At 39.4% G+C, this 25059-nt stretch carries 17 protein-coding genes; 9 read left to right on the top strand and 8 right to left on the bottom strand.

Going from position 1 to position 25059, the window contains the following annotated elements; genetic code table 11:
• Positions 1-35: 35 nt before the first annotated feature.
• Both M9949_05765 and M9949_05760 read right to left on the bottom strand, forming a co-directional pair.
• Positions 36-1733, bottom strand: a complete 1698-nt coding sequence (locus M9949_05765; GenBank protein MCO5250912.1) for a proline--tRNA ligase — start codon at positions 1731-1733, stop codon at positions 36-38.
• A gap of 179 nt (positions 1734-1912) precedes the next feature.
• Complete coding sequence (locus tag M9949_05760) at positions 1913-5917, bottom strand: PKD domain-containing protein (GenBank protein ID MCO5250911.1); 4005 nt, start codon at positions 5915-5917, stop codon at positions 1913-1915.
• A gap of 275 nt (positions 5918-6192) precedes the next feature.
• Here M9949_05760 and M9949_05755 point away from each other — a divergent pair, with 275 nt between their 5' ends.
• The 3 genes from M9949_05755 to M9949_05745 all read left to right on the top strand — a co-directional run bounded on the left by M9949_05755 (position 6193) and on the right by M9949_05745 (position 11486).
• Positions 6193-9384, top strand: coding sequence for a PDZ domain-containing protein (locus M9949_05755; GenBank protein ID MCO5250910.1), 3192 nt, complete (start codon positions 6193-6195; stop codon positions 9382-9384).
• 54 nt (positions 9385-9438) lie between these two features.
• The gene (locus tag M9949_05750) at positions 9439-10074 is read left to right on the top strand and encodes a hypothetical protein (protein MCO5250909.1); all 636 of its coding nucleotides are present in this window, start codon (positions 9439-9441) and stop codon (positions 10072-10074) included.
• A gap of 275 nt (positions 10075-10349) precedes the next feature.
• The gene (locus M9949_05745) at positions 10350-11486 is read left to right on the top strand and encodes a Fic family protein (protein ID MCO5250908.1); all 1137 of its coding nucleotides are present in this window, start codon (positions 10350-10352) and stop codon (positions 11484-11486) included.
• Positions 11487-11516: 30 nt separating this feature from the next.
• Here the strand turns inward: M9949_05745 and bshB1 are convergent, their stop codons facing one another.
• Together bshB1 and M9949_05735 are read right to left on the bottom strand one after the other, a co-directional pair.
• The gene (gene bshB1, locus M9949_05740) at positions 11517-12263 is read right to left on the bottom strand and encodes a bacillithiol biosynthesis deacetylase BshB1 (GenBank protein ID MCO5250907.1); all 747 of its coding nucleotides are present in this window, start codon (positions 12261-12263) and stop codon (positions 11517-11519) included.
• Positions 12264-12272: 9 nt separating this feature from the next.
• The gene (locus M9949_05735; protein ID MCO5250906.1) at positions 12273-13277 is read right to left on the bottom strand and encodes a hypothetical protein; all 1005 of its coding nucleotides are present in this window, start codon (positions 13275-13277) and stop codon (positions 12273-12275) included.
• Between the two features lie 111 nt (positions 13278-13388).
• On the opposite strand from M9949_05735, the gene M9949_05730 reads away from it, so the two are divergent.
• From M9949_05730 to M9949_05715, 4 genes are read left to right on the top strand one after another with little or no spacing between them, the layout of a single operon-like run.
• Positions 13389-14540 (top strand): aminotransferase class V-fold PLP-dependent enzyme, encoded by a 1152-nt coding sequence (locus M9949_05730; protein ID MCO5250905.1) that lies wholly within the window; start codon positions 13389-13391, stop codon positions 14538-14540.
• Positions 14537-14827 (top strand): hypothetical protein, encoded by a 291-nt coding sequence (locus M9949_05725; protein MCO5250904.1) that lies wholly within the window; start codon positions 14537-14539, stop codon positions 14825-14827. The genes M9949_05730 and M9949_05725 overlap by 4 nt, the downstream gene beginning before the upstream one ends.
• A gap of 54 nt (positions 14828-14881) precedes the next feature.
• Positions 14882-15463 carry a DUF1449 family protein gene (locus M9949_05720; GenBank protein MCO5250903.1) on the top strand — a complete coding sequence of 194 codons (582 nt, stop codon included), beginning with the start codon at positions 14882-14884 and terminating at the stop codon, positions 15461-15463.
• Between the two features lie 18 nt (positions 15464-15481).
• Positions 15482-17083, top strand: coding sequence for an SPFH domain-containing protein (locus M9949_05715; GenBank protein MCO5250902.1), 1602 nt, complete (start codon positions 15482-15484; stop codon positions 17081-17083).
• Here the strand turns inward: M9949_05715 and msrA are convergent.
• Positions 17080-17724 carry a peptide-methionine (S)-S-oxide reductase MsrA gene (gene msrA / locus M9949_05710; protein MCO5250901.1) on the bottom strand — a complete coding sequence of 215 codons (645 nt, stop codon included), beginning with the start codon at positions 17722-17724 and terminating at the stop codon, positions 17080-17082. The two genes, M9949_05715 and msrA, sit on opposite strands and share 4 nt — an antisense overlap.
• Positions 17725-17879: 155 nt before the next feature.
• Between msrA and M9949_05705 the strand changes: the two genes are divergently transcribed.
• Both M9949_05705 and M9949_05700 read left to right on the top strand, forming a co-directional pair.
• Positions 17880-21020, top strand: a complete 3141-nt coding sequence (locus M9949_05705; protein MCO5250900.1) for a DUF2723 domain-containing protein — start codon at positions 17880-17882, stop codon at positions 21018-21020.
• A 134-nt stretch (positions 21021-21154) separates the two neighbouring features.
• On the top strand, positions 21155-21853 hold the full coding sequence (locus tag M9949_05700; protein ID MCO5250899.1) for a glycosyltransferase family 2 protein: 699 nt from the start codon (positions 21155-21157) through the stop codon (positions 21851-21853).
• A gap of 2 nt (positions 21854-21855) precedes the next feature.
• Here the strand turns inward: M9949_05700 and M9949_05695 are convergent, their stop codons facing one another.
• The 3 genes from M9949_05695 to M9949_05685 are packed head-to-tail and all read right to left on the bottom strand — an operon-like array spanning position 21856 to position 25057.
• A complete protein-coding gene (locus M9949_05695) occupies positions 21856-22527 on the bottom strand; it encodes a 7-carboxy-7-deazaguanine synthase QueE (protein ID MCO5250898.1) in 672 nt (223 codons plus the stop codon).
• The gene (rlmD, locus tag M9949_05690; protein ID MCO5250897.1) at positions 22524-23951 is read right to left on the bottom strand and encodes a 23S rRNA (uracil(1939)-C(5))-methyltransferase RlmD; all 1428 of its coding nucleotides are present in this window, start codon (positions 23949-23951) and stop codon (positions 22524-22526) included. Before rlmD ends, M9949_05695 begins: the two co-directional genes overlap by 4 nt.
• 29 nt (positions 23952-23980) lie before the next feature.
• On the bottom strand, positions 23981-25057 hold the full coding sequence (locus M9949_05685) for a glycosyltransferase family 9 protein (protein ID MCO5250896.1): 1077 nt from the start codon (positions 25055-25057) through the stop codon (positions 23981-23983).
• Between the last annotated feature and the right edge of the window lie 2 nt (positions 25058-25059).

Genomic DNA, 25059 nt, shown 5'->3' with positions numbered 1-25059 from the left:
ATTAGGGGAAATTGTGATGACAATCTCCCCTACTATTATTTATAAAATTCTTGTATTTCCGTTATTACACTATCAATCGAAATAACTTTTCTGTCGCCTGTCTGGCGGTCTTTAACTTCAATATTTCCATCTTTCAAATTCTTATTGCCGACGATGATTTGGAATGGTAAGCCAATCAAGTCTGCGTCGTTGAATTTGATTCCGGGTGATTCGTCGCGGTCGTCATAAAGCACATCAAATCCGGCTTTGACCAAATCGGCATAAATACCTTCGGCAGCAGCCTTGACTTCTGGGAATTTCGGTTCGTTGATACCAATCAAATGTGCATGGAATGGAGTCAATGGCGATGACCAAATTATCCCTTTATCGTCGTGATGCTGCTCGATATAACAAGCCATGACTCTTTCTACGCCAATGCCATAGCTTCCCATGATAATTGGGTGCTCTTTGCCTTCGGAATCGAGATAGTTTGCGCCGAGTGCGACGGAATATTTTGTGCCGAGTTTGAAGATATGCCCTAATTCGATAGCTTTCACCACTCTTAGTGCTTGACTGCTGATGGGGCAAGGTTCGCCGGCTTGAACGGTTCGCAAATCGTGGAAATCGCTAATGCTTGTATCGCGAACGAAATCTATATTTTTGTAATGGAAGCCGTCTTCGTTTGCTCCGCTGACCATTCCACTGGCATCTTTGAGCAAATTATCGGCAATAATTTTAATTTTTGATTTGAGATTAATCGGACCAATTGAACCGTGGTCTGCACCTGTGAATTGAATTAACTCTTCGGAAACGGCAGCACGCACGTTGGCTGTGCCGAGAACGGACTGCAATTTGGATTCGTTCAATTCATCATTGCCACGCATGAAAATTAATACAGGCGATTCGTCAGCCATATAAACTACAGATTTGGCGCAACGATGTTCGGGGATATTGAATTGTTCAATCAGGTCATCAATAGTTTTAGCGTTGGGAGTGGCGAATTTTTCCATTGGCAAATCTTGGTCAATTCTACCAACAGGCTGGAGATTGGAAGTTGCAACTTCGATATTTGCAGCATAACCCGCATCGCTTATGGCGCAAGTGTCCTCGCCGGAATCGGATTCTACCATGAATTCTTGGGATTTGCTGCCACCCATTGCACCGCTCGAAGCACCAACATCGAAGAATTTAATACCACATTTGTTGAAAATCGCTTTATATGCTTCGTAATGCTTTTCGTAGCTTACATCTAATCCTTCCCAGGAAGTATCGAGCGAATAAGCATCTTTCATGATGAACTGTCTGCCGCGAAGCACACCGGATTTGGGGCGTGGTTCGTTGCGAAATTTTGTTTGGATTTGATACCAAATTTGGGGCATATCGCGATACGATTTGACGTGCTGGCGAGCATGGTAAGTGATGATTTCTTCGTGAGTAGGAGCTAAAACGAGCCCTTCCCTGTTTTTAATATGGAACATGACATCACCCATAGCTTCGACTCTGCCGGTTTGCTCCCAAATTTCAATCGGGTTGAGTGCCGGAAGCAAAAACTCCTGACCACCGATTGAATTCATTTCATCTCTAATAATATTGATAACTTTGTTCAGTACACGGAATCCCATTGGCAGGAAGGAGAATATCCCTGAAGCCAAAGGACGCACTAATCCTGCACGCAGCATCAGTTGATGAGACGGAATCGTTGCGTCTGCAGGTGTCTCTTTCAGAGTAGGTACAAAAAATTCAGATTGTTTCATTTTCTATTTATTCCAAATGCAATTTTCTAAAGTCTGCAAAGGTAACTAAAAATCAGGACAAATGTCCATTTTATTAAGTGTTAAGAAACGAAATAACAACAAATATGGTGTTGGACAAATAAATAAAAAACTGCACCTTTGTTTAAAAAGGTGCAGTTAAATTAAATTAAAAGTCTAAACTATTCTTTTATGAATGGCTTAACGAAAGTATTGTTTTCTGTTTCGACAACTAAGTTGTAGAATCCTTTTGTCAAATGACGAAGGTTGATTTCAGTTTCCAAACTCTTCATCGAACCAAGGTTCAGATAAAGGACTTCTTCCCCTAACAAATTCATTACTCTCACAGTAGTGTAAGATTGTTCGTCGAATTCAGCAATGATATTCAAATTGTCAATAACAGGGTTCGGGTAAGTAAACATGAAACCTGAGCCGGATAAACCAGCAACGACATCTTCAGGAATAGCATCTTTAGAAGCGGTACGGAACACGATGAATCTCTTCTCGACAGACAAACATCCATTATCATCAATGATTGTAACAAAATATTGAGTCGAGCCAACAGGAGGATTAACGTTAGTCGGGTCAACTTCTTGACCGTTGTTATCTACCCATCTATGAATATAGGGAGCTTGTCCACCAGAAACTGAGACAACCAAAATAGATGGGTCAGTTAAATCAATCGAACCCATTCCTTTGACGACCACAAATCCTTTGCTTAAAGATGCATTTGGCGAAGCCAATACTTTAAGATAAGGATAAGTAACTAATGTTTCGTCGCTTTCGTTGTCAAATATTGTAAGTTTATATTCTTTCGAGAATACTGCTCTCTTAACAGTTGCGTTAAGAACTGTAGCGTCAACGAAGTCATTTGCCGGATGCCATAGGAATGAATAATCACCCGAACCTCCAAATACTACGCTTTGGAATGTCGGTGAAGCTTCTTTACATGATTCAAGTTCAGCATCAGCCAAAATAGTCAACGGGCAATCATCACGAACTTCAATGTCGTAAGTTTCTTCGCCACGTTCGCAGAACACACCGTTTGTAACAGTAAGAGTAACAGTATAATCACCGGCAGCTGCATAAACATGCGATACGATTTTGCCGGTTTTCATAGTGCCATCGCCCATATCCCAGTTCCAAACTACAGGATTTTCACTACTTGTAGTGCCTGTAAATTTTACTGTTTCGTTCATGCAAGCATTGCCTTCGTAGTAATGTTCAGCATCAATACCAACGGTAATCATTGCAATTGGAGTCAAGGAAACATTCATTGTAGCATTATCAGTATAAACACCCCATTCAGCAGAGCTGCGAGTTACTTTAACAGAACCGGAAGTGTTTGTTCCCCAATCTACAGTAACTGTAGAAAGAGTTGAAGCACCTACGATTGTACCGCCTGTAACAGTCCATTGATAATCAATGACATCAAAGAACTCAGTCGAGTACATTGCTTGGCTACTTTGGCAAACAGAATTAGGTCCTGATACCACCGGAGCTTTGATTGTTGTGAAATTAAATGCTGTTGACCAGTTTGAAACACCTTGCAAACCGATTGTTTGAACTTGCCAATAGTATTTTCTGTCTTTGAACAATCCGGTAACGCTGAATGATGTAGTTCCTAAGTTATTGCCTGAAGCAACGATATTAGTAAATCCGGCATCAGATGCTAAACGGAAGTTATAACCTGTTGCATCTGTGACTGATTCCCAAGTGAAAGTAACATCAATAAATTGATTCAATTTACCATTTACAGGTGATAAAAGTACAGGTGCAGCGAGGTTCATAGTTTCGAAAGTGAATACTGTTGACCAATCGCCATAACCACCATTTTTGATACCTCTAACTCTCCAGTAATGTTGTTTGTTATTTTCCAAACCTGAATAATTATAAGTAGTGGTACCGTTTGTAGCGCTAATTACTGTAGAGCTAAAATCATTAAACAATGAAACTTGAACTTGGTATGAGTCAGCACCCGGCACAGTTGTCCAAGTCATTTGACCGTCAAGAATCACATCAGTTTCGTTGTCAGCAGGAGTGAGTAATGTCGGAGCTTCAACTTTAGTTTGGAATGTGCGTGAATCACTAAATGGTCCTTCACCATCATTTGTATTTTGAGCATTTGCTCTCCAATAGTAAGTTTTGTTGTACATTAAGCCGTTAATCACAGTTGAAGTAGCTGCAATTCCGCCTGTATTGACAACAAAAGAAGAGAAATCGGATTGTTCCGAAATTTGAAGTCTGTATGATTCAGCACCATTGACAGCACCCCATGAGAAATTAACGCCATTTAATTCAACACCAACTGCATTATTAGCAGGAGCAACAAGTGCAACTTTGCCAAGTGAAGTCAAGAATTGGAATACTGCAGAATTTTGTCCTGCATCGTTTGCATTATAACCGATTACTCTCCAAAAATAAGTAGTGACACTATTTAAGTTTGTATAATTGAAAGTAGTAGCTGCAATACCGTCTTGGTTGATTACCATATTAACAAAGTTAACATCGGTAGCAACTTGGATGCGATAATTTGTAGCACCGGCTAATGCTGTCCAAGTAAACATTCCGCTCAAAGGCGAAACACCAGTAGCATTATTAACAGGGGTATTCAATACAACTTGACCCAACAAAGTAGTGAAACTTGTGTGTGTTGAGAATGCATTGAAACCGGCATCTTCACCGGCTCTGACTCTCCAGAAATATTGAGTGTTGTTATTCAATCCTGCATAAGCATAAGTAGCTGCTGCTGTGTTAGCATCTACCACGATATTTGTAAATGCTGCATTTGTAGAAATTTGAACATTATAAGTCGTAGCACCTGTTACAGCACTCCAAGTCAAGTTGCCTGCCAAAGGCTGTGCAAATGAACCATTTGCAGGAGTGAGGTTAGTCGGGATACCAAGAATAGTTCTGAAAGTAACAGTAGCGGAAGCAATACCTTCGCCATCATCATCACCTGCAAAAACTCTAATGAAATAATTAGTATAGTTGCTCAAACCTGAATAATTTTGGTTTGTAAGTGCGATATTGTTCACTTCTTCAACGATATTAATAAAATCAACATCAGTTGCGATTTGCATACGATATTTTGTTGCACCGTCAACAGCAGTCCAAGTAGCATTGCCATTTACGGCTAATCCTGTCGAACCGTCAACGGGAGCTGTGATAACGGGGCTTCCAACTCTGATTCTGAAATCTCTCGTTTCTGATTCATCGCCTGTATTGGCTCCGTCTTTAGCTTGAACTTTCCAGTAATAAGTTTCGTAATTATCAAGATTTGTGTAATTATAAGAAGTAGTTCCAACATTTGTATTCACTACAACGTTTGTAAATCCTGCATCTGTAGCGATAGTAAGGTCGTAGTTAGCAGCGCCCGAAACCGAATTCCAAGATAAAGTACCGCTTTCCATCAAGCCTGTAGCACCGTCAGCCGGTCTAACGAGTGTAACTTGAGCTAATTTAGTTTTCCAGGAAACTTCGTCCCATGCACCTTCGCCAACGTCATTATTCCCTCTTACGCGTACATAATACATTGTATTGAATTCCAAACCTGAGTAGGCAACGCTTGTACTTGTAGTATTTGTATTGATAATAGGGTCTGAAAAATCACTATTTGCCGATAAAACAACGTCATAGTCGTCAGCTCCACCGGCTACATCCCATACAATATTACCACTCAAAGCGTTACCAACAGAGTTATCTGCAGGAGCCGTGATATTTGGCTGCGCAGGAACTGAGAAAGCCTCAAGTGATGCTACGTTTGGAGAAAAAGAATTCGCTACGTAAACGCGAGAACCGCCGCCAACCCATGTTGCAACAACGACAGAATATTCAATATCTTCTGAAGAATCCCAAATTCTGAAATAGACAGTATCAGGCGGGGAGGCAGCCATCCCATCTTTTTCCGGAGTTTGGTCATTGTTGCCCCAAACTGTTATAGAACGATTATTTGTTCCAGTCCATACAGTTGCACCAACGCAAAGTCCATCCTTAGTAAACACACCAATTTCATCACCGGCTGATAAAGGCACTCCGCTGATTGTCGGATTAATCGCTAAAGGCACGATAACCGTCATATTATTACCCGTTACACTTGTAAATGTGAAGTGTACCGGATTTTGGCTAAACAAAGCCGCAGGTAGCAAGAACATTGCTACCAAAACCAAAAGTTTCATAATTTTCATAAGAACCCCTATTAAAATAAAGAATGTTATTTTCAAATTGTTATAAACAATACCATAATTATATAGAATTTAGTTACACTTAAAACTCTTATTCTAATATACTAAAATAAACACAATTTTTGAGTTTTGCAAATAAAATCTCAAAATTAAAATAAATTAACGATATACAGATAAAAGTTCTCTACGAATTACGATAGTAATAATTGCTTATGTGGATGAAAATGCTTAAAATTGTAATTGAAAAATTTGCAAAAAAAATAATTTAGGAATGTTTAATGAAATTGCGTCTTGCATTGATACTGTTGATGCTTATACCCGCTACTGTTCTAGCCGGTACAAGAATGTTGAGATTCCCTGATATTCATAATGACAAAATTGCCTTTGTTTATGGCGGCGATATTTATGTTGCCTCTTCAACCGGCGGAACAGCCCGGCAACTGACTTCGCACTCCGGCAAAGAACTCTTTCCGAAATTCTCTCCGGATGGAAAATGGATTGCCTTCTCGGCAGAATATACCGGCACTCGGCAAGTATATGTCATGCCGGCTGAAGGTGGAATGCCTACCCAGCTTACTTATTATAATGATGTTGGTGTAATGCCTCCGAGAGGTGGATTCGACAACCAAGTTCTGGGTTGGACTCCCGACGGAAAAAATATTTTATTTATCGCAAATCGGACTCCATGGAGCAAGCGAAATGGGAAATACTTTACTGTCCCTGTCGAAGGTGGATTGGAAACCCCACTGCCCTTAATTGAAGGCGGTTATGCAGATTACTCTCCCGATGGTACCAAATTGGCATTTACACCTATTGCTCGCGAATGGCGTACATGGAAACGACATCGTGGCGGACGAGCTCAAGATGTTTGGATTTATGATTTGAAAACGATGAATGCCGAGCAAATAACAAACCATTTAATGACTGATAATATGCCCGTATGGCATGGTGACAAAGTTTATTTCACTTCCGACAGAGATTTCACTCTCAACATTTTTGCTTATGATACCAAAACTAAAACTACAGAAAAAATCACAACTCATGACGATTTTGATGTGCTATGGCCCTCGAGTGGTCCCGGAGGAATTGTTTATCAATGTGGTGGCAGAATTTGGAAGCTCAATCCCGATACTAAAACTACCCAAGCATTGACAATCAACATTGCAAACGACGGGGGACTCTCAGTTCCATATTTCAAAAATGTCAAAAGCAACATCCAATCCGGTTCAATATCTGCAAACGGCAAACGAGCAGTTTTTGATGCACGCGGAGATTTATTTTCAGTTCCTGCAAAAATCGGCGAAACTTATAATTTGACGAAAACTTCGGGAGTGAGAGAAATATATCCGACTTGGTCACCCGATGGCAAAACGATTGCATATTATTCTGATGAAACAGGCGAATACGAACTTTATACCATTAATAATGATGGCTCAGAAAAACCTAAGCAAATCACCAAGAATTCAAATCGCTGGAGATTCGCCCCCACATGGTCGCCCGACAGCAAGAAAATGGCTTACGGCGATAAAGACCAAATGCTCAGATGGATAGATATGTCAAGCGGCAAAATTACAGATGTTGACCGTGGATTATATACAGATATGACTTTCTACCGTTGGTCGCCCGACAGCAAATGGATAGTATATGTAAAGGAAAGCGAAAACTTCCTGACACAAATTTATGTTTACTCACTTGACCAAAACAAAACTTTTTTGCTTACAGACGGATTTGCAAATAATTACGACCCTATATTTTCCGATGATGGTAAATACATGTTCTTTTTGTCAAATCGTGATTACAACTTGTCTTTTTCCGGCTACGAATTTGATTATTTTTACACTAATCCAACTAAAATTTACTACGCCGCACTTGACGATGGCATTCCGGCAGTATTTGAATATAAAACTGATGAAGTTGAAAAAAGCGCCGATGATAAAAAAACTGATGAAAGCGTCGTAGTTAAAATCAAACAAGAGAACTTCGCTCGACGAATTCAAAGCCTGCCACTCGCAAATGCAGGTTATGGAAACTTGTCATTCTTTAAAGGAAAATTATATTACCAGAAAAATTCAACTCTGATGCAGTATGATTTAGCCGAAGGCAAAGAAAGCGAAATCATGACAGGCGTTCAAACTTACGAAATATCTGCTGATGGTTCATCAATACTCTATTTGTCGGGTGGTGCGTGGGGAATTTGCAAAAACAGCCCAAGCCAAAAAGCTGATGACGGCAAACTCAATATGGACAACTTGATAATGAGAATCGAACCTCAAGCAGAATGGAATCAGATTTATGCAGACGCTTGGAGATTGATGAGAGATTGGTTCTACGACCCAAACATGCACGGATACGATTGGGAGCAAATACGCAAAAAATATGAACAATTATTGCCATCCGTGGCACATCGCAATGATTTGGATTTCATTCTCGGTGAGTTAATCGGAGAAGTAAATGCAGGTCATACATATGTTAATTCAGGCGATGAAGCCCAAGTCGAAAGATTCGAAGGCGGAATGTTGGGATGCGAATTTGCTAATGATGGCAGCAAATATTACAAAATCGAGAAAATTTTCATTGGTGAAAATTGGCACGATGTATGGCGTTCGCCACTTACCGAAATCGGTGTGGACGTCAAGCAAGGCGATTACTTAATCAGCATTGATGGCGAAGAAATCTTGACAAAAGAAAATCCCTACAAATATTTGCAGAATAAAGCCGGAAAGGTAGTTACAATTCAAGTAAACAGCAAGCCCGACAAAGCCGGAGCACGCGAATACAAAATCAAAACAATCAACTCCGAATCTGAACTTCGCTTTTTAGATTGGGTAACCAAAAATCGTGAATATGTAGCCGAAAAATCCGGCGGTAAAATCGGTTATATTTGGCTACCAAACACACACATTGAAGGAAATCGCGAGCTTTACCGTTGGTTTTATCCACAAGTGGACAAAGATGCCTTAATTTTCGATGACCGTTGGAATGGCGGCGGATTTATCCCGAGCATGATGATAAAACTTCTCGAACGTCGCGTATTGAATTATTGGGCGAGACGCGGATTAGACCCATTGCCCGACCCGACATTTTCGCACAAGGGTCCTAAAGCATGTCTGATTAACGGATACTCAAGTTCGGGTGGCGACGCTTTCCCCTATTATTTCAAGTCATTGGGACTTGGCAAATTAATCGGTACTCGCACATGGGGCGGATTGATTGGTATTTCCGGCAATCCTGCATTCGTTGATGGTGGATTTTTGAATATACCAACATTTAGAATTATGGACCCTGACGGCAATTGGATAATCGAAAATCACGGCGTTGAGCCCGACATTGAAGTGGTTGACCGCCCTGATTTGACAGCTAAGGGAATAGACCCATCGCTCGATAAAGCGATTGAGGTATTGCTTGAGGAACTAAGGTTGAATCCTGTGAAGAAAATCACTGTTCCTCCGGCTCCTGATGAATCAAAATAATAAATTGTAAAAACGTTAATAGTCTTTTTGAGTAATATATTTTTGAGGATAAATATGAAAAATTTACTGATTTTATTTGCAAGTATCGCTTTAATCATATCATGTGGTGAAAAGGAGCAAGAAGCAGAAACAGACCCACATGCAGATATGTCCAATGTTGACCCGCATCTCGGCGTAATGCCTGACCATACAATGATGCTCGACCAATTAGCTTCCGGCGACCCGGATTTCGACCCCGAAGACCCTACATTGAAATTGTCGAATTTAACCTTCACGTCTCCAAGTACGTGGATACGCGAAGCTCCATCGTCATCGATGAGAGTAGTGCAATATGCCTTGAAAGCGGATAATTCGCTCAAAGTTACAGGGTTCTTTTTTGGCGAACAAGATTTGGCTGCTGATAATATCGAACGTTGGAAAAATGAGTTCAACAAACTTGATAATTCGTCCGTTATCAAAATGAATGACGGCAAAACCGATTTCGTGATTTTGGAAGGCACTTATAATCTCAAGCCTTTCCCGATGGCACAGGAATTTGTCCCGACTGCTGATTACATGGTTCTTGCTGCAATCGTTCCCTCATCGGAAGGACCGTATTACTTCAAAGTTTTCGGACCAAAATCAGTTTTGAGCAAAGAAATTGACACTTTCAAAACATTTTTGAATAGCGTCAGAGTCGAAAGCATGTAATCGCATTTTGATATAAGTTTACAAAATAGCTGCCTCCAAAAGGGTAGCTATTTTTTTTAAGTATAACTATTAACAAAAATAAATTTTGCAAAATGCTGATTTTTACTTAGTTTTATAAACCATTTTATGAAAATTTGAGATAAGTGAGCAAATTGTTATATGAATTCTATAAATAACATAGTCGAAAGTAAAATAAGGAACTCGCTATTTTACTTTAACAGTGTTAAAGTAAAATAAGGAACTCGCTATTTTACTTTAGAAGGAAAAATGAAATGATACAAATAGAGAAATATAAAGCGGGCGAGATAAGACAAAGTATAGACTATAAATATTTTGTACCTAACTTTATAAATACTGAATGGTTTTGGAGCGATGTTCAAATTAATAAATTGATAGAAAATGCCTCCTATCAGTTAGGACAGCTCAATTCTTATGCAAAGTTAGTTCCCAATATTGACTTATTTATTCACATGCATATCACAAAAGAAGCTGTAGTCTCAAGCAAGATAGAAGGCACACAAACACATTTTGATGAAGCTTTTTTGCAAAAGGAAAATGTCAATCCTGAACGTAAAGATGATTGGCAGGAAGTTCAAAACTATACACAAGCAATGAACGAAGCCATCAAGGAATTAAATGAATTACCTATCTCTTCAAGGCTGATTCTGAAAACACATCATGTTTTAATGCAAGGTGTGAGGGGAGAAAAGAAAACACCGGGTGAATACAGACGTAGTCAAAATTGGATTGGAGGTAAATCACTATCAGATGCAGTTTTTATTCCACCTCACGCCGACCACCTAAGCGAACTTATGAGTGATTTAGAAAACTTTATTCACAACGAAAACTTTTCAATCCCGATGCTTATTAAAGCTGCAATTATCCATTATCAATTTGAAACAATACACCCCTTTTTAGATGGAAACGGTAGAATAGGGAGATTGCTCATCACGCTTTTTTTAATAGAAAAAAAAGTGTTAGCAAAACCACTGCTTTATCTATCAAGTTACTTTGAAAAAGATAAAAATCTTTATTATGACAATCTTACAAGAGTACGAACACATAATGACATACTACAATGGATAAAATACTTTTTAGTAGGAATAGCTCTAACAGCCAAGCAAGCAGTTGAAACCCTCAGCAATATTATTGAACTAAAAATCGAGTCCGAACATATGATTCAGAATGAATTTGGAAAGAGAATCAAAACTGGCTTGATACTTCACAACAACTTGCTGAAACAACCTTTAGTGGATGTTAAAGATGTACAAGAAATATGTGGACTAAGTCCAAAAGCTGCAGGTGATTTAATCAATTTATTTGAACAAAAACAATTACTCAAAGAATTTTCAGGTAATCACCGAAACCGTATTTTTATCTACGAGCCTTATATTAACTTGTTCAATGATTAAGATTTTCTAAAACATTCTCCCCCTCCCTTCTCACAAAAAGCGTGACATGCTCCCGAGTAGAATCGGCTCTACGGACAAAAAAGATTCTGCATATTTCACACCGCACAATCCGCCGAAATAGCGAGCACGAGCGATTAATTCTTCCATAAATTCGGGACTTGACAAACGCGTTCGTGGTTCGTTTTCGTATTGACCGGGAACAAAAACCTGAGATGAAAACGCTTTGATAGCCTGCATTTTAATCTCATGTACGTCGGTAATGTCCACAAAAAAGTCAGGTAACCGTGGCAATTGATAAGCTTGTTGATAGCAAAATATTCGGCGAGTACGGAAAATTTCTTGTGCTTTACCGTCATTTTCAGTGGCAAATTTGCGTAAACCGCATTTGAACATCGCATCACGGAATAATCTGTGCATATTTTCGTGGTCGGGGTGTCTTTCGAACCAAGGATGAATGAGAATGATTTTCGGTCGATACTTCCGAATAGTTTGAACCATTGGGTATAGATGCTCTTCATCAATTTTTATGAATCCATCTCGGAATCCGAGATTGATTCTTTCGTGGACTCCAAGAATTTTAGCGGCTACTTCAGCCTCGCGAAGACGCAATTCATCACTGCCGCGAGTGCCCATTTCGCCTTTGGTGCAATCCACAAGAACTACTTTTTTGCCTTCCGATGTCAGCTTGGCAATTGTACCTCCACAGCATAGCTCTGCATCGTCAGGATGTGCCCCGATGACCATGCAATCAAATTCACCCGGAAATTGGTCAGTCATCTATATTGCCTATTCTCTTTTTTCAGAAATTCTTTCGGGTTTTGGCGACCTAATAAAAGCTCGGAGCAAATTTTCAACTTCTTTCGAATTGCCAAATTCGTCCGATAAAATATAATTTCCGGCATACTGATTTTCCTTGTTCTTGTCTTGTTCCGACTCGTTTTCATTCCGGCTGTACATTACCGAAAAAGCATATGTAAGCAAAACCGAAAATTCCAGCCCAAGTGCGAAAAACACAAGCGATGGTTGAGTGGAAGGAATAAACTTCAAGCCTCTCATACCTATTATTATAATCAACACCGCAGCGCCAATATAAACCAAGCCCAAAATTATGTTGCTATATTTTTCGGTAAAATAAAATCTGAGATAGAATTTGAGTCCGCTCCATGGGTGGAATATTTTGTAGCTAACGCTGCCATGCAACCAAAACAATACTTTTTGAAGCGATGAAATATCTTCGTGAAGCAAATTCCAACGTTCGGCAAAATCATGCGCAGCACGAGTATCTGCAGTTTTTATTTCGTTCATCAATTCACGGTTTTCGTCAGTTGAATAAAATCCGTGAATTTTATAATGAATGTTATCAAGCACATGAATTATTTCTCGCTCGATTTTATGCCGGATAAGTCCTAAACTAATTGGCATAAATGAGGAGATAATCAATGTGAGCCATACTGACAATAATGAAATGGGCAAGATTAGAGACAAAGTCGGATTTAGCCAATATCGTGATTCTTGACTTGTACCGATATAAATATCAATTGCCCAAGAAGAATAATACGACGTAGCTTTTTCTGCGCTGCGGCTCTCTTTTTGCATACTAACAAGTTGCCCGGTATTATACACTTTTCCTTCGAGATATTTCTCAATAACCGTTTCCTCCATGACCTGTAAAATTCCATGGAAAGCAAAGAAAAGTATAACTGAGAAAATGAGCATAAAAATCAAATACTGACCAAGGTTATGGTTAGTTAATTTGTAATATAATTGCCTATCTGTTTTAGAATTTTCCATATATAAATTGTTTTAACGTATTAGCTGTAATTACCGTGCCAAAATAATAAAAATATACAAATCAAGTCCAATAAAATATCGTATTTTGGTATAAAATTAACAAAGACTCAAATGAAAATTTATTTAAATAACGGTTCGACGAGTTTTCCGAAGCCTCCCGAGGTGACTGAGTCGCTAATTGAACATTTGAACGTATTGCCCGGTAATTACGGAAGAAGCGGTATAGACAAAGGTAAAGGCTCGATTGTAAGCACTACAAGGACTTTGATTTCCGATTTCTTTAACGGGTCGCAATCCCACAATCTTGTATTTACTTCAGGAAGCACCGAAGCGCTCAATTTGGCGATTCTCGGCTCAATCAAAGAAAAATGCCACATAGTAACAACGGCTATCGAGCATAATTCGGTATATAGACCTTTAGAAAAACTTAAGAAAGATTATGGAATTGAATTGACTATTGTCGCTTGCGATGAGTTTGGCAATGTTTCGACAAATGATATCGAAAAAGCTATCAAAACAGACACAAAGATGATTGCCATCAATCATTGCTCCAATATCACCGGAGCGATGACTGATATTCAAGCTATCTCGGAAATTGCCGAGCGGCATGATTGCATATTAGTTATAGACGGTTCGCAAACAGCAGGTGTAATCCCAATTGACTTGCAGAAATTGAACTGCCACTATTTTGCATTTACAGGACATAAATCATTGTATGGTTTGCAAGGGTGCGGCGGATTGTTCATAAGGAAAGACCAAAATCCCGAACCACTCAAATTTGGCGGCACAGGATTCAAGAGCGATTCCTTGAGCCAGCCACAAGAGTTGCCATATAAATACGAATCCGGTACGCTGAACATTCCCGGAATTATCTCACTCAATGCCGGAATCGCGTGGATAATAGCTACAGGTATCGACAAAATTCACTCAAGAAAAGTATCTATCATCAAAAAATTCGCTGAGTCGCTTGTAGATTATCGCGGTATCAAACTGTATTATTCGAGCATTAACAACAGCGACACACTTTTGAGCTTTAATATAGGCAAATTACCCCCTGAAGAAGTGCATTACTGGCTTGAGACAAATTACGATATTGTTGCTCGGTCGGGATTGATGTGTTCGCCGGTCATTCGAAAATATATCGGGACTGACCCTCTCGGAGCAGTCAGAATTAGCCCATCTTTTTTCACTACCGATGAAGAAGTTGATTACACAATCAATGCTATCAAAAAGATTGCAGATAATGAAGAAAATTTGATATGAAAGTTATCTATTTTGAATATGAGGAAGGGTGCTTGGAAGGTCGTAACGTTCATTCAGCTTATTTGAATGATACAATCAACAAGAATTTTATAGATTACTTAGCTAAATTGGGCAAACTTGTTTACATCACTGATATGAACAAACCTGTATTTAAAGTAATTGTTCGGGGGAAATATACGCTAAAGGGCAACGAAGGCGACGACCATTTCATGATAATCTTGCCCGAAGGCGATGACATTAGTCCTCTTGCCAAAATAAAAGAATTTATAGCATGCTATGTCGGATAAATCAAATTTTTTCTTAAATTAGTTGATTATAAAAAAACAATCGGTTAAATACTTATGCTTGCATTATACTTAGCAGCACTGATATTTGGCGGAATATTTCTCGGATTCTCCATGTTTTCCGATTCAGACAGCGATTCACCGGATGTCACTCACGATACAGACCTGAGCCATGACACAGGAGACTTGGGACATGGTGATATTCCTTCGCACGGCTTGATGGCTGAAGCCGCTCAGTTTTTCAGTATCAGAAATATCATCTTCTTCCTGACATTTTTCGGATTGACCGGCTCTGTCTTGCATTGGCTCGACACCAACTCTATTGTCACTTTTCTGTCGTCAATGACGATGGGCGTGTTTTCTGCCGGATTTGGGTATGCCTTTATGAAATATATCAAAAATTCGGATTCCGGTCAATCAATCTCTATCAGAAGCCTTAGCGGTAGGGTAGGCAAAGTAGTATTGCCAGCTACAAAAAATAAACGTGGTAAAGTCTTGATAAATACTTCATCGGGAACGATAGAGCTGACGGCACTCGTTTCCGAAACCTCAGACGATGATGAATTGAAAATAGGCGAGACAATCCTTGTGATTGATTTCTCCGGCAATGATGCGATAATTACAAAATCAGATTTATAAATATTTTAAGGATAAATAATGCTTGAATTAATTTTAACTTTAGTTGCGATTGGGGCAGTTTCCATAGTCACAATACTTTTTATGATAAGCAGAATGCTGTTAATTGCTCATCCGAACGAAGTAATTATACTTTCGGGCAGGAAACGTAAAATCGAAACAGGCGAAACTGTTGGCTATCGGGCGATTCGTGGCGGAAGAACTTTCAAAATTCCATTGCTCGAAAAAGCAACTCGCATGTCGCTCGAAACAATTCCTATTGAACTTCAAGTTAGCAATGCCTACTCCAAAGGCGGTATTCCCTTGCGTGTAGAAGCAATTGCAAATATTAAAATCGCTTCTTCGGAACCTGCATTCGGCAATGCTGTCGAAAGATTTTTGACTCGCAGCGACCGCGAAATTCATGCAATTGCCAAAGACACTCTCGAAGGTAATTTGCGTGGAATATTGGCTTCACTCACTCCTGAAGAAGTAAACGAAGATAGATTGAAATTTGCAGAAAGTTTGATGGACGAAGCCGAAATTGACCTTCAAAAACTTGGACTTCAACTTGATACTTTAAAAATCACAAATATTTCCGATGATAATGATTATTTGAATTCAATCGGTCGTGGTAAAACCGCCGAGGTGATTGCACGTGCCAAGAAAATCGAAGCTGAACAAATGGCAGAATCCAGCGAAGCCGAAGCAACTTCATTAGAACGTTCCGAAAAAGCAAAAGCAATAGCCAAACAAAACATCGAAAAGGCTCAAATAGAATCCCAACAAAACATTGCAATTGCACAAGCCATGAAAGATGCTGTAACGTTCGAAGCTCAAGCCCAAAGTGGCGAGAGAGCCGAAATTGCAAAAACTAAAGCAAAATTGGAGATTGAACAAGCACAGATTCTAACTGCACAAAACATTTACATTGCCGAAGCAAACAAAAAAGCTGCCTCGGAAGAAGCCGAAGCACTTTCTCGCGAACGCTCAGAAAAAGCAAGAGCTACTGCCAAACTTAATATAGAACAAGCTCAAATCAGCACCGACCAGAATGTCAAGATTTCTCGTGCTCAAGCTGACCAACAAATCGAAATCGAAAATAATCAGTATCGTATCAAAAAAGCCGAACTCGAAAAAACTGCCGTTGTAAAAGAACAAGAAGCTGTTGTCGCAGGGCACAAGGCTAAAGTGAAATTTGAGCAAGAACTCGAAGAAGAACGAATTGTACTCCAGCAAAAGAGGCTAATGGCAGATGTAATTGAACCCGCAAAAGCTAAAATGGAAGCAATGGAATTGGAAGCAAAAGGTAAGGCATCCAGCATTTTGGCTGACGGCGACGCAACTATACATGTAATCAACCAAAAAATTGCGGCTTATTTATCAGCAAAAGAGCAGGGCGACAAAATTTTCATGCTCAATATGCTGCCTGATATCATCAGCCAATTAGTTAGCACAGTCAAAGACGTTAAGATAGACAAAATCAGCATTATTGACTCGGGCAATTCCGATTCGACACCTATGTCACGAGTTGTCAATCAAATTCCGGGCGCTGTGGTAAACCTGAGCGAAATGATTGAAAATGCAACAGGAGTTGACATACTATCGCAATTTAAAAAGACCAACTTAAACAATCAAGACTAATCTTTTAGCTTTTGTTTAAATAGTTTTTCCAATTTCTGAATCTTTGGCGTAATGACAAAGGAGCAGTAAGGTTGGTGGCTGTTATCGTTGTAATAATTTTGGTGATAATCTTCGGCTTCGTAAAAATTGCTCAAAGGGCTAATTTCAGTCACAATCGGCGAATCGAAAGTTTTAGCATCGTTGAGTTGCTTTTTGTATCTTTCGGCAATTTCCTTTTGCGTATCATTATGGTAAAAGATTACAGAACGGTATTGAGTACCGACATCTGCCCCCTGCCTATTCAAAGTCGTAGGGTCGTGAGTCATCCAAAATATTTCGAGCAATTCCTCGAAGGTGATAATTTCAGGATTATAATAAATTCTGATAACTTCGGCATGACCTGTTGTGCCGGTGGTGATTTGTTTATAGCTTGGGTTTTCAATTTTACCACCGGAATATCCAGAAACGACTTTTGCGACGCCTTCGAGACGTTGAAAAACAGCTTCGACGCACCAAAAGCATCCACCGCCTAAAGTTACGGAATCAAAATTTTTGTAAGACATTTCGCCACCTTTAGCTTCAGTTTTTGGTTGGCTTTTTTCGGCATTACACGAATTAAGAGCCACAAAAACAAGCAAATATACATATATTAACATTTTCATATAAATAATGACGTTAGAATGGTGTAAATCTTACGAAAAAGAAGTGAGAATTAAGATTCTCTTTTGCCATAAGACACAGATTAATTATATTTAAAGTCTATGATTTTACATATTTACACAGAAAGTAATTTTTAATGATAAATTTGGATTTTTAGATGGATATGAAAACCCTTCACAGGATATTTGCGGCAGCCTCATTCACACTTGCCGCTATTGTATATCTGATGACAGTTCAACCGACAGTGCCATTTTGGGATTGCGGCGAATTTTCTTCCGCTGCAATTTGGCAACAAGTTCCCCACCCTCCCGGAACTCCTGTATTTTTGCTGATAGGCAATGTATTCCATACATTGATACCTTTTGGCGATTCGGGCTGGCGAGTCAACCTTGCTGCAGTATTTTCGGGTGCGTTTTCGGTGCTCTTCATGTATTTAATTACTGTCAAGGTGATTAATAATTTCTTCAAAAAAGCGGAAAATATGGGCGAAGCCATTGCTATTTACGGTTCTGCATTCGTCGCCGCCGCCGCTTTGACATTCAGCGATACGATGTGGTTCAACTCTGTCGAATCCGAAGTATATGCCACGTCTCTGACTTTCGTGGCTGCAATCGTCTGGCTAATGATGATATGGAATGAAAAATCCAACGAACCCGGTAATGAGCGATATTTACTCCTAATTGCGTATTTGATAGGTCTATCAATTGGGGTTCACTTGCTCAGTATTTTGACAGTATTTTCGATAGCAATGGTTGTCTATTACCGTAAGTACAAATTCAGTATCGGCTCATTCTTACTGATGACAGTAATTGCAGTTTTAGTCTTCTACTTAATTTATCCTATAATCGTAAAATGGATTCCGGCATTTTTAGCCGGTCATACAGCAGGCAAATCGCAAGCTCGCGAGTATGCAATTGATAATTCATTATTCCTACAATTAGTAGCAATAGGCTCCATTATCGGTGCTGCTTACGCATTATTCTACGGAATGAAGAAGAAAATTAACTGGCTCAATCTAGCAGCAACAGCATTTTTGCTTATGATATTCGGGTATTCTACATATACACAAATATTGCTCCGCTCTAATGCTAATCCACCTATGAATGAAAACGAACCTAAAGATTTGACAAGATTGACTTCTTATCTTGGTCGTGAACAATACGGTGACGCACCATCTTGGCCCCGAAGATACCAAACTGACGATATGTTTGTCCGTATTTACAACAGTCGCGATGATAAAGGGAATTATGTTTACGGTGAATGGTATCCGCCATCAAGAGGCGAAGCTCGCAGAAAAGATGGAACTGCGATAGGAACGAACGAATTTACAAAAATCAATTCATCAGGCGAAATCAACTATTTGGTCAAATATCAGATGAACCATATGTATTGGCGATATTTCGGCTGGAACTTCATCGGTAGGAAGAGCGACGTTCAGGATGCGAGAACGGCATGGTTCTCAAACAAATCAGACCCTGACATCCAAACGTTGAACTACAAATCAGGCTATGCAGACCAATTCCCTGTTAGATTTTTTGCATTACCTTTGCTATTCGGGCTGATTGGGCTTATATTCCATTTCAAGAAAGACCCGAAAATGGCGTTTGTCTATCTTATCATGTTTTTATTGATGGGTGTGCTGACAGCATTAGCCCAAAACCAACAAGACCCTCAGCCGCGTGAACGAGATTATTTTTACGCGGGCTCATTCTTTGTCTGGTGTATTTGGATAGGCATGGGAGCATTTAGTTTGAAGGAATCTCTCGGCAAAGGCAGAATGACTACAACCATTGCAATTCCGGTACTAATTCTTTCATTATTATTAGTTCCGGTCAATATGGCGATTGGTGGTTGGAAAATTCATAGTCGTGCAGGTAATTATTTACCGTTTGATTATTCGTACAACATTTTGCAAAGTGTAGAACCAAATGCTATATTATTCACAAATGGCGACAACGACACATTCCCACTATGGTTTATCCAAGATGTTGTAGGTGTTCGTCGTGATGTCAGAGTTGTAAATTTAAGTCTTGGAAATACATTATGGTACGTTGACCAATTGAAAAACCGCCAACCTTGGGGAACTGACAAAATTCCATTAACTTTTGCAGACGACAGTTTGCAAGTTAAAGATGAAGCGGACCCAAAGGCACTTTCATATGATTTTGGGGAAGCAATAAATGTTGCGATTCCGGTGAAACGCGAAATACTCGAAAAATATACTGATGACCCGGCAATTCTTGCGGATGGACATTTTAGATTCAAATGGACAGGGAAAAATTACACCCAAATGGAAGGAAAAGAAATTTTCCTATTCAGAGTCCAAGACAAACTGATTTTGAATATTTTGCAAAATACTCGATTTGAACGTCCTGTTTATTTCTCAAATACTGTAGGTCCTGACGCATATTCAGGTTTAGAAGCATTCTTCCGTTACGAGGGTATGGCGATGAGAATTTGCCCTGTGCCCCAAAATACAGGCAATTCACTTTCGATGGATATCGATATAATGGAAAAATCTTTGATGAACGTTGACAATAGTGACAACTACAGCACCGATTTTAAATACGGTTTCAAAATGCGTAATTTGAACGCCCCGAGCATCTATTATGATGAAGTTCACCGCAGATTGATGAATACCTATCGCAGTCTCTATTTGACTTATGCATCATATATGTTGCAAAATCAAAATCAACCGGAAAAAGCTATCGCAATCTTAGACAAGATGGACGAGTTAATTTCGACAGAACAATTCCCACTGGAATTAGATTTTGAAATGCGAATAGCAAAAATGTACGAAACAGCGGGTATGCAGGAACAAGCTTTCAAATATGCGGATATGTGTATTGCGACCTCGATGGAATTAATCAATAAGCCCTATCTAAATCCGAATATATTCTATTTCGAAGCACTCGGTCGACGTATCGGTCCACACCAAGCAGCAGCATATATGTATGAACTCAAAGGTGAGTTCAACAATGCAATCGAAATTATGAACAGACTTGGGGCTTATATGGAAGGTATTATTTCGAGAGGCGATATAAATCTGAGCCAACAAGAGCGTGACCAAATCCGATACAATTTAATCGAAGTATTCAGATTTAACGATGAAATGACAGTCGAAAATGTGCTTGCAAGCAAAGGCAAAGATGCTGCAATTGATACTTTGGAAAAGATGATTCAAAATCTTTCACCCGATAAAATCGAAGACCAGTATCGCAATCAAGCCCTCAGAGCAAAGCTTATGCAGTTGCAAGAAGGGGCTCAAGACAGCACACCGGACTTATTGGATTTTTAGATTTGAAGATTAATTTTTGAATGATGTGGCTGTTCTCTGACCCAAAATCGTGAACAGCCACACTTATTTTGAAACAAAACATTAAATTGTTGCTTTATTTGTCTTTAATAAATTATCAAAAAAAGTAGAACCAAATGAGTGTTGACTTAAGTTTCGTGATACCAGCTTATAACGAGGAAAACCGCATTGGGATGACTCTCAAGACGGTTATTGAGTATTTTGCGGAACAAGATTATTCTACCGAAATTATAGTCGTTGACGATGGTTCTAATGACAAGACTACCGAAATTGTCGCAAAATTCCCGCAAGTAAAATTGATTTGCCAACCCAAAAACTTGGGCAAGGGAGCGGTAGTTCGACGCGGGATGCTTGAATCAATCGGAACGCACTGCATATTTTCGGATGCTGATTTATCCACTCCGATTTACGAAACTTCGCGAATTTTGCACGAATTGAAAAATGGTTATGATATTTGCATAGGCAGCCGAGCTATCGAAAGTGATTTGATTAGGAAGCACCAGCCATTTTATCGTGAGTTCATGGGCAAAACCTTCAATAAAATTGTCCAGTCACTTGTATTCAAGGGCATTAGCGATACACAATGCGGTTTCAAAGGATTTTCGCAACAATCAGTTCAGGCGATTTTTCCACTCACCAAAATTGATGGCTTTGGATTCGATGTAGAAATATTATTTCTTGCATCAAAATTCAATTTCAAGATTAAAGAATTACCCGTGGAGTGGTACAATGACGAACGTAGCAAAGTCAATCCTGTTACGGATTCATTCAAAATGTTGGTGGAAATACTAAAAATCCGTTCAATTCACAAATAGTGCTAAACACCGCGTTTCTCGGGATGCCAAATGTATTTGTGCATCTGAACTTGCATCCTGACATTTAATCGATCTGCCAAAATCCATTCAGCCAATTCAAGATTTTCTACTTTGCCAAAAACAGGCGAAAATAATATCGAATCACATTTTTTTTCGAGTGAATATTTGTTGCATATATCTTTTGCAAATTCATAGTCTGCCCTATCGGCAATCACAAATTTAACTTCATCAATTTTAGTCAAATATTCGAAATTTTCGTATTTATTTTTCTTGGACATCCCCGAATCCGGGCATTTGACATCTAATATTTTTATAATCCGTTTATCCGCGAAAGCTAAATCAATATAGCCCGAAGTTTCAACTGCCACTACGAATCCTTCGTCAGCCAAAAATTGCATCACATGGTGAATATCAGCTTGTTCAAAAGGTTCGCCACCAGTGAACTCGACAAAATTACATCCGTAAGATTTTATTTTCTCGATAATTTCGGCGCCGGTCATCAACGTTTCCTGTTGATTAATTTCAAGAGCGTACGGCGTGTCGCACCACGAACAACGCAGCCTGCAACCTTGCAATCGCACAAAAACGCAGGGTAAACCGGCGCGGGTTCCTTCGCCTTGAATCGAATAGAAGATTTCCGAAATATTGAAATTATATTTTTTTAGTTCAATCATTGAATCCGGTCTAAAATTGCGATTGATTCGATGTGATAAGTCTGCGGGAACATATCCACAGGCAATATCGAAGTAACAGAGTATTTTTCGGTGAGAAGGGCACAATCTCGAGCTTGAGTTGCCGGATTGCAACTTACATAAACAATTCTACGGCAATCACTACTGAGCAAAATATCAATGATGTTTTGTTGAATTCCGGCTCTTGGTGGGTCAACGATGATGACATCAGGAGACGGCAATTGCGAAATAGATTCAGTTGCGTTTTTGCCATGCAAATCAAGCACCGAGAATACGCAATTTTCAATTCCGTTGAATTCGGCATTGGCTTTAGCATCTGCAATAGATGATTCGGACAATTCCAAGCCATAAACTGATTTTGCCGATTTTGATGCCGGCAATGAAATCGAACCCGTTCCGCAGTATAAATCCCAAACAATATCGTCGGCACGGATAGCAGCAGATTCGACGATTTTGCCGATAAATGGATTCAACATATAGGAATTTGTTTGGAAAAATGAAAATGGCGAAATTCGGAATTCCACGCCACAAACAGATTCAACGAGATATTCATCACCATGAAGAACCTTGTAGGACTCAATCATTACAGCATTATGCGAAATATTGAGAGCGTGAACAAAGGATTTCATATTCGGAATAATTTCGATTAATCGTTGGCAAATATCGTTCACAAACTTCATTTCGGAATCGCTTGAAATTTCAGCCGTAGTCAAAATAACCATGAATGCATCTTGTGCCAATGAATAACGAATTGTAAGGTGTCGCAAAAATCCGTGATGTTTAGTGACGTGATAGGCGCTCATTCCGGCTTTAGAGCCTTGCGTTCGGACTTCATTCAATATAATATTTGCGGTGTTTTGCTGCAAATGACAATTTTCGATATTCAGAATCTTATCAAATCTTCCGGGTAAATGCAAACCCAAAGCAAAATTTTTGTCAGAAATTTCATCATCTTTTGCGATTTCCTCATCGGTCAGCCATCTATTTGCCGAAAATGAAAATTCCATTTTGTTGCGATAGCCATACATATGCTCGGAATAAAGATAAGGCAAATATTCTCCGACTTCGATTTTTGCAATTCTTCGGAACAAATCTTCGATGTTTCGACGCTTCCAGTACAGTTGCTTGTCATAATCGAGTTGCTGCCATGTGCATCCACCACAAACGCCGAAATGAATGCAAGGTGGTTCGACCCTATCGGCAGAAAATTCGTGAATTTGCTCTACGCGACATTCGTAATATTTTTTCTTTTTGCGTTTGACTTTAGCATCAATCACATCACCGGGAACGGCACCTTTGACAAAGCAAACGATTTCCTCGTGTCGCCCAACGGCAACACCTTCGAATCCGATTGCTTCGATGCTCAAATCCCTAATGATTATATCTTTTTTTCGTTTAGAAGGCATTAAAATCCAAATATGTTATTGAGAAGCATTTAGGAGTTAATAGTACGACGGACGGCTTGAAATATGGCGTCAACAGTTAGATAGTCCATGCAAAAATATTCAGTATTTTTGCATTTTGGTGTAAAATAGCACTCGCAAGGCTTTGAGGGCATTACAATTTCGCCTCTGCCGTATAATTCGAATTCAGCGGGATTGAAAATATTATTCATCAAAACGAGGTTCTTTTTGAGCCCCATAGCAATGTGCATGCCCATAGTCACCGCCGAAACGACCGTATCGCAATGATTGACTAATGAGATGAAATTTGGCAGAGAAAAATATCCGAGGTAAGCACAATTAGTTTTAGCAGCAAAAGATTCGTTTTTTTCGTGCTCTTGCTTGCCACCAAGCAATAATGGGAAATAACCGGCATCTTGAAGTTTTTCGATAAGAGCGACCCAATTTGCATCAGACCATAATCGCGAAACCCATCGAGCACCACAGCCCGTATTTAAGCCAATAACGGGTTTACCTTGGTTATGCAACTCCCATTTGACTGATGTATCGCAATCCATGATATACTCTTCACCTGCGAACTTCCAGCCGCATATTTCGAATATTTCTTCTAAGTAAGACTTGGTATTTGCTTTACTGACATCATCGAATAGTCCTGTCAGGAATTTGCCATTTGCTAATTCATCAATCGGCGCCGGAACAGCATTGCCCATAATGAAACCGCGTTTGACGCGAGATTGGACAGATGAAGCAAGCGCACAAGCCTGCAAATCTTTATCTAAATTGATTAATAAATCAAATTTTATAGATTTCAAAATTTCGACAGATTCAGCGTCATAGTTCAGCACTCTATCGACAGATGCAGGAATAATATCGGGGCTGTAAGTAAGCCACCAAATACGATGATTGGGGAATTCCGCCCATAATCTGTGCAATAAAGGAGTAGTGCGTATTACGTCGCCAATTGCTCCAAGTTTGATAATAAGAATATTTCCTTCGACTTTTGAATAGTGTTCGCATCCGTCACAATGAACACCGTAGAGCTTGTGCGGTTTACAAGGGACGAAGCCAAGGAAATGCTTACAATCGCTTTTGTATATTGTCAAATCCATAG

It is taken from the genome of Candidatus Kapaibacterium sp., assembly GCA_023957315.1.
Taxonomy (GTDB): domain Bacteria; phylum Bacteroidota; class Ignavibacteria; order Kapaibacteriales; family UBA2268; genus PGYU01.
Note: the sequence above shows the minus strand (reverse complement) of the source record. Positions and strands in the feature narration are given on the sequence as shown.